Below are 4,747 nucleotides of genomic sequence, written 5' to 3' on the forward strand. Positions count from 1 at the left end.
TGAGCACCGGAAGCGCAGGAAGCCGCCATTTGCAGGCCGGCATCACCTGAATATCGACGCCCTAGCGCGTCTTGCCTCGCAGGGCAACGATGGCCGCCGCCGTCTCCTCGATCGAGCGGCGGCTGACGTCGATCATCGGCCAGCCATGCCGGGTGCAGATTTGGCGGGCATAGGCAAGCTCTTCGCTGATCGCGGCGCGGTCGACATAGTCGGTCGGCTCATAGGCGCTGGTGTTGCCGAGGATGCGGTTCTGGCGGACCTGCGAGATGCGCTCGGCGGTGGCAATCAGCCCGACGATCAGCGGCGTCCTGGCGTTGACCAGGCTTTCCGGCACCGGCACGCCGAGCACGATCGGGATGTTGGCGGTCTTGATGCCGCGATTGGCGAGATAGATGCTGGTTGGAGTCTTCGAGGTGCGCGAAATGCCGACGAGCACAATGTCGGCGTCATCCATATTGGCCGGCAACTGGCCATCATCATGCTCCATGGTGAAGTTGAGCGCGTCAATGCGGCGAAAATATTCGGCGTCGAGAACATGCTGTGCGCCGACACGGCGGCCGGCCGGTGTGCCGAGATAGGACTGGAACACGGTCAGGACAGGTTCCAGCACGGAGACGCAAGGCAGGCCCATGGCGGCGCAGCGTTCGTCGATGCCGCGGGCAAGCTTTTGGTCGACCACCGTATAGAGGATGATGCCCGGCTCCTCCTCGATGTCCTCGAACACTTTCGTCACCTGCTTCTCGGTGCGGATGAGCGGATAGATGTGCTCGATGGCACGCGCATCCTTGTATTGCGCGGAAGCCGCGCGGCCGGCCGCCAGCAGCGTCTCACCGGTGGCATCGGAAATCAGGTGGAGGTGAAAGAAGCTCTGGGGTTTGTTCACAGGGGTTCATTCCAAGCTGTGGGCCGATGTGGATAAGGTCGGTCGGAAAGATCGGCCGGTTCGGGGCGACTGTATCAGATGCCGGTTTGTCCACAATTCGATGCGCTGTCGGCTTCGTCGGACGGCTGGGGACAAGTCCGGGGACGGGCTTTTTTGACTCGGCCCTATCCACAGGCCCATTTTCTTTGCGCTGGCGGCAACGCATTGACTCCAGTTGGAAATTTCCGACTGTCCCCAATCCCCTCCTGTCCGGCAGAAGAAGCACGCGACAATATGCTGGCTGGCCTTTTCCGGGGCAAAGCGGGACAGGAGACAACCACCGATACCAACAGACTCTTAGAATCATAAGATTCCTAGAAATAGAATATTTAATTATAGAGAAGCCTGGAGAGGCGAGCGCCGAATGCCTGGAAACCGGATCATGCTGGACGTGTTGAAGGGCGAAGCGGTGTTTCCACCGCCGCTCTGGATGATGCGGCAAGCCGGCCGCTATCTGCCGGAATATCGGGAGACACGCAGGCGGGCCGGATCGTTCCTCGATCTTTGCTATAATCCCGACTTCGCGGTGGAAGTGACGCTGCAACCGATCGAACGCTTCGGCTTCGATGCATCGATCCTGTTTTCCGATATCCTCGTCGTGCCGCATGCGCTGGGCCGCGATGTGCGCTTCGAGGAGGGACGCGGGCCGCTGTTGACGCCGATTTCGGCCACGGAGATTGCGGCGCTGGACGGTGAAACGTTTCACGTGAATCTCGAACCGGTCTATGAGACGGTCAGACGGCTTCGGGCAAAACTGCCCGATGAAACGACGCTGATCGGCTTCTGCGGCGCGCCGTGGACGGTGGCGACCTATATGATTGCCGGCCACGGCACCCCAGACCAGGCGCCGGCGCGGCTGTTTGCCTATCGCGAGCCGGCCGCTTTCTTGCAGCTGCTGAACACGCTTGCCGACCATTCGGCCGCCTATCTGATCCGCCAGATCGAGGCCGGCGCCGATGTGGTGCAGATCTTTGACTCGTGGTCCGGCGTGCTCGATGAAGTTTCTTTCGAGGCCTTTTGCATCAGCCCGGTGGCAAAGATCGTCAAGCAGGTGCGAGCCGTCCATCCCAACGTTCCGATCATCGGCTTTCCCAAGGGCGCCGGTGCCCACTACCGGAGCTATCGCCAGAAGACCGGCGTGACGGGACTTGGGCTCGACTGGACCGTGCCGTTATCGACAGCAAAGGAATTGCAACACGGCGGGGCCGTGCAGGGCAACCTCGATCCGTTGCGGCTGGTGGCCGGCGGCAAGGCGCTTGCCGACGGCGTCGACGCAATCCTGAAAGTACTGGGCGCTGGGCCGCTGATCTTCAATCTCGGCCACGGCATCACGCCGGAGACGCCGACCGCGCATGTCGAGGCGATGGTGAAACTGGTGCGAAGCGCATCATGACGATGATGGGAAAAGGCACCGCGAAAGGTGGTGCCGGCGCAATGCGCCGCGCGGCGATCGCGATTGCGGTTTTCCTCGTGTTGGCCGGGCTTCTGTTCCTGTTCGGACCTGATGATTTCTATCCCTGGGCAAAGGCGATCCACGTCATTGCCGTCATCTCGTGGATGGCGGGCATGCTCTATCTGCCGCGGCTGCTGGTCTATCATGCCGATGCGGAGAAGGGCTCCGTACAGTCGGAAACCTTCAAGGTGATGGAGAGGCGCCTGCTGCGCGGCATCATCAATCCGGCCATGATCATTACCTGGGCGTTCGGCCTCTGGCTTGCCTGGAAAGGCTTTGGTTTTCAGGGCGGCTGGCTGCATGCCAAGATCGCTGCGGTGCTTTGCCTCTCCGCCGTTCACGGCTATCTGGCCGGCGCGGTGCGAAAATTCGCCGAGGACCGCAACGAAAAGCCCGCGAAGCACTGGCGGATCGTCAATGAGATCCCCACATTGCTGATGATCGTCATCGTCGTGCTGGTCATCGTGAAGCCGTTTTGACGCCACTGCATCGGCCCGAAAATCGGAATCGATTTTCGGAAAAGCACGATGCGGAACTCAAGAAGTCTTACAGTGTCCTTTGCGCGTAGAGAGAGACGCGCGCCGCTCACAAAAGGCGGCTTGCTCTTTCAGTCGACCGACGATAAAAGACGGGTCTTCCTTCCCGTCATGCGCCGCCCCATTCATCGCTTCGGCCGCGCCCGGCATTTGTCGCATCCCGCCGATATTTCCCCAATGCTTACTCACTCAGAGTCCGTCTAATGATGCAAGAAATGAAACTCACAGAGTTCAAGAACAAGAAACCGCCAGAGCTGATCGCCTATGCCGAATCGCTCGAGGTCGAGAACGCCAGCGTCATGCGCAAGCAGGAGCTGATGTTCGCGATCCTGAAGCGGCTGGCGACCCAGGATATCGAGATCATCGGCGACGGCGTGGTCGAAGTGCTGCAGGACGGTTTCGGGTTCCTGCGCTCGGCCAATGCCAATTATCTGCCGGGTCCGGACGATATCTATATCTCGCCGTCGCAGATCCGCCGGTTCTCGCTGAAGACCGGCGACACCGTCGAAGGCCCGATCCGCAGCCCGAAGGAGGGCGAGCGCTATTTCGCGCTGCTCAAGGTCAACACGATCAATTTCGACGACCCGGAAAAGATCCGCCACAAGATCCATTTCGACAATCTGACGCCGCTTTACCCGACCTCGCGGCTGAAGATGGAAATGGAGGTTCCGACCTCGAAGGACATCTCGGCCCGCGTCATCGACCTGGTGGCGCCGCTCGGCAAGGGCCAGCGCGCCCTGATCGTGGCGCAGCCGCGCACCGGCAAGACGGTGCTGTTGCAGAACATCGCCCATTCGATCACCACCAATCATCCGGAATGCTACCTGATCGTGCTGCTCATCGACGAGCGGCCGGAGGAAGTCACCGACATGCAGCGCTCGGTGAAGGGCGAGGTCGTCTCCTCGACCTTCGACGAGCCGGCGGTGCGTCACGTCCAGGTCGCCGAAATGGTGATCGAGAAGGCCAAGCGCCTGGTCGAGCATGGGCGTGACGTCGTCATCCTGCTGGATTCGATCACCCGCCTCGGCCGCGCCTACAACACCGTGGTGCCGTCATCCGGCAAGGTGCTGACCGGCGGTGTCGACGCCAATGCGCTGCAGCGGCCGAAGCGCTTCTTCGGTGCCGCCCGCAACATCGAGGAAGGCGGCTCGCTGACCATCATCGCCACCGCGTTGATCGATACCGGCAGCCGCATGGACGAAGTCATCTTCGAAGAGTTCAAGGGCACCGGCAACTCGGAAATCGTGCTCGACCGCAAGGTGGCGGACAAGCGCATCTACCCGGCCATGGACATCCTCAAGTCCGGCACCCGCAAGGAAGACCTGCTGGTCGCCCGCCAGGACCTGCAGAAGATCTTCGTGCTGCGCCGCATCCTGGCGCCGATGGGAACGACCGACGCCATCGAGTTCCTCATCGACAAGCTCAAGCAGACCAAGACGAACGCGGATTTCTTCGATTCGATGAATACGTAAGAGGGCAATGGCGCGACCCCTCTTGCCTTCTCCCCTTTGTGGGCCCGTTGCGTTATTAGGCTCTGGGCGCAAAAGGAGAAGGCGAGACCAGTACGGGGCGCTCTTCGGCGCTGATTTGCGGCCGGATGGGTTAGGGTTTGGCGTGTGCGGCGGATTTCGGGCGCAGTGCGGCCCTGGATCAGGTGACGAGCGTGACCCAGCGGCGCATGTTGAAGGCCATCGCGGCGATGAGGACCTGGCCTGCCGCCTTGGCCAGGCCGCGATAGCGGATGGCGCAAAGCCGCATGCGGTTCTTCAAGGTAGCAAAGGTCGTCTCGACGGCAAATCGTTGCCGTGCGATCAGCCAGTTGAAGTGCTTCAGGCG

General features: G+C 61.2%; 5 protein-coding genes. 3 read left to right on the forward strand and 2 right to left on the reverse strand.

Annotated elements, in window-relative coordinates:
• Nucleotides 1–61 precede the first annotated feature (61 nt).
• Entirely contained in the window at nt 62–883 is an 822-nt protein-coding gene (locus E5W87_RS34050; protein WP_292407908.1) for a pyruvate, water dikinase regulatory protein, read from the reverse strand.
• Nucleotides 884–1,286: 403 nt separating this feature from the next.
• Here E5W87_RS34050 and hemE point away from each other — a divergent pair, with 403 nt between their 5' ends.
• The 3 genes from hemE (at nt 1,287) to rho (ending at nt 4,383) form a co-directional block, all read left to right on the forward strand.
• Complete coding sequence (hemE, locus tag E5W87_RS34055; RefSeq protein WP_292407912.1) at nt 1,287–2,315, forward strand: uroporphyrinogen decarboxylase; 1,029 nt, start codon at nt 1,287–1,289, stop codon at nt 2,313–2,315.
• Entirely contained in the window at nt 2,312–2,854 is a 543-nt protein-coding gene (gene hemJ / locus E5W87_RS34060) for a protoporphyrinogen oxidase HemJ (RefSeq protein ID WP_292407915.1), read from the forward strand. The genes hemE and hemJ overlap by 4 nt, the downstream gene beginning before the upstream one ends.
• Before the next feature lie 263 nt (nt 2,855–3,117).
• Entirely contained in the window at nt 3,118–4,383 is a 1,266-nt protein-coding gene (gene rho, locus E5W87_RS34065) for a transcription termination factor Rho (RefSeq protein ID WP_292407921.1), read from the forward strand.
• Between the two features lie 178 nt (nt 4,384–4,561).
• Here the strand turns inward: rho and E5W87_RS34070 are convergent.
• Nucleotides 4,562–4,747 (reverse strand): transposase (locus E5W87_RS34070; protein WP_292407918.1); only part of this gene is annotated, 186 nt, incomplete at its 5' end.

Origin of the sequence: Mesorhizobium sp. (assembly GCF_004962925.1) — a bacterium.
GTDB lineage: Bacteria > Pseudomonadota > Alphaproteobacteria > Rhizobiales > Rhizobiaceae > Mesorhizobium.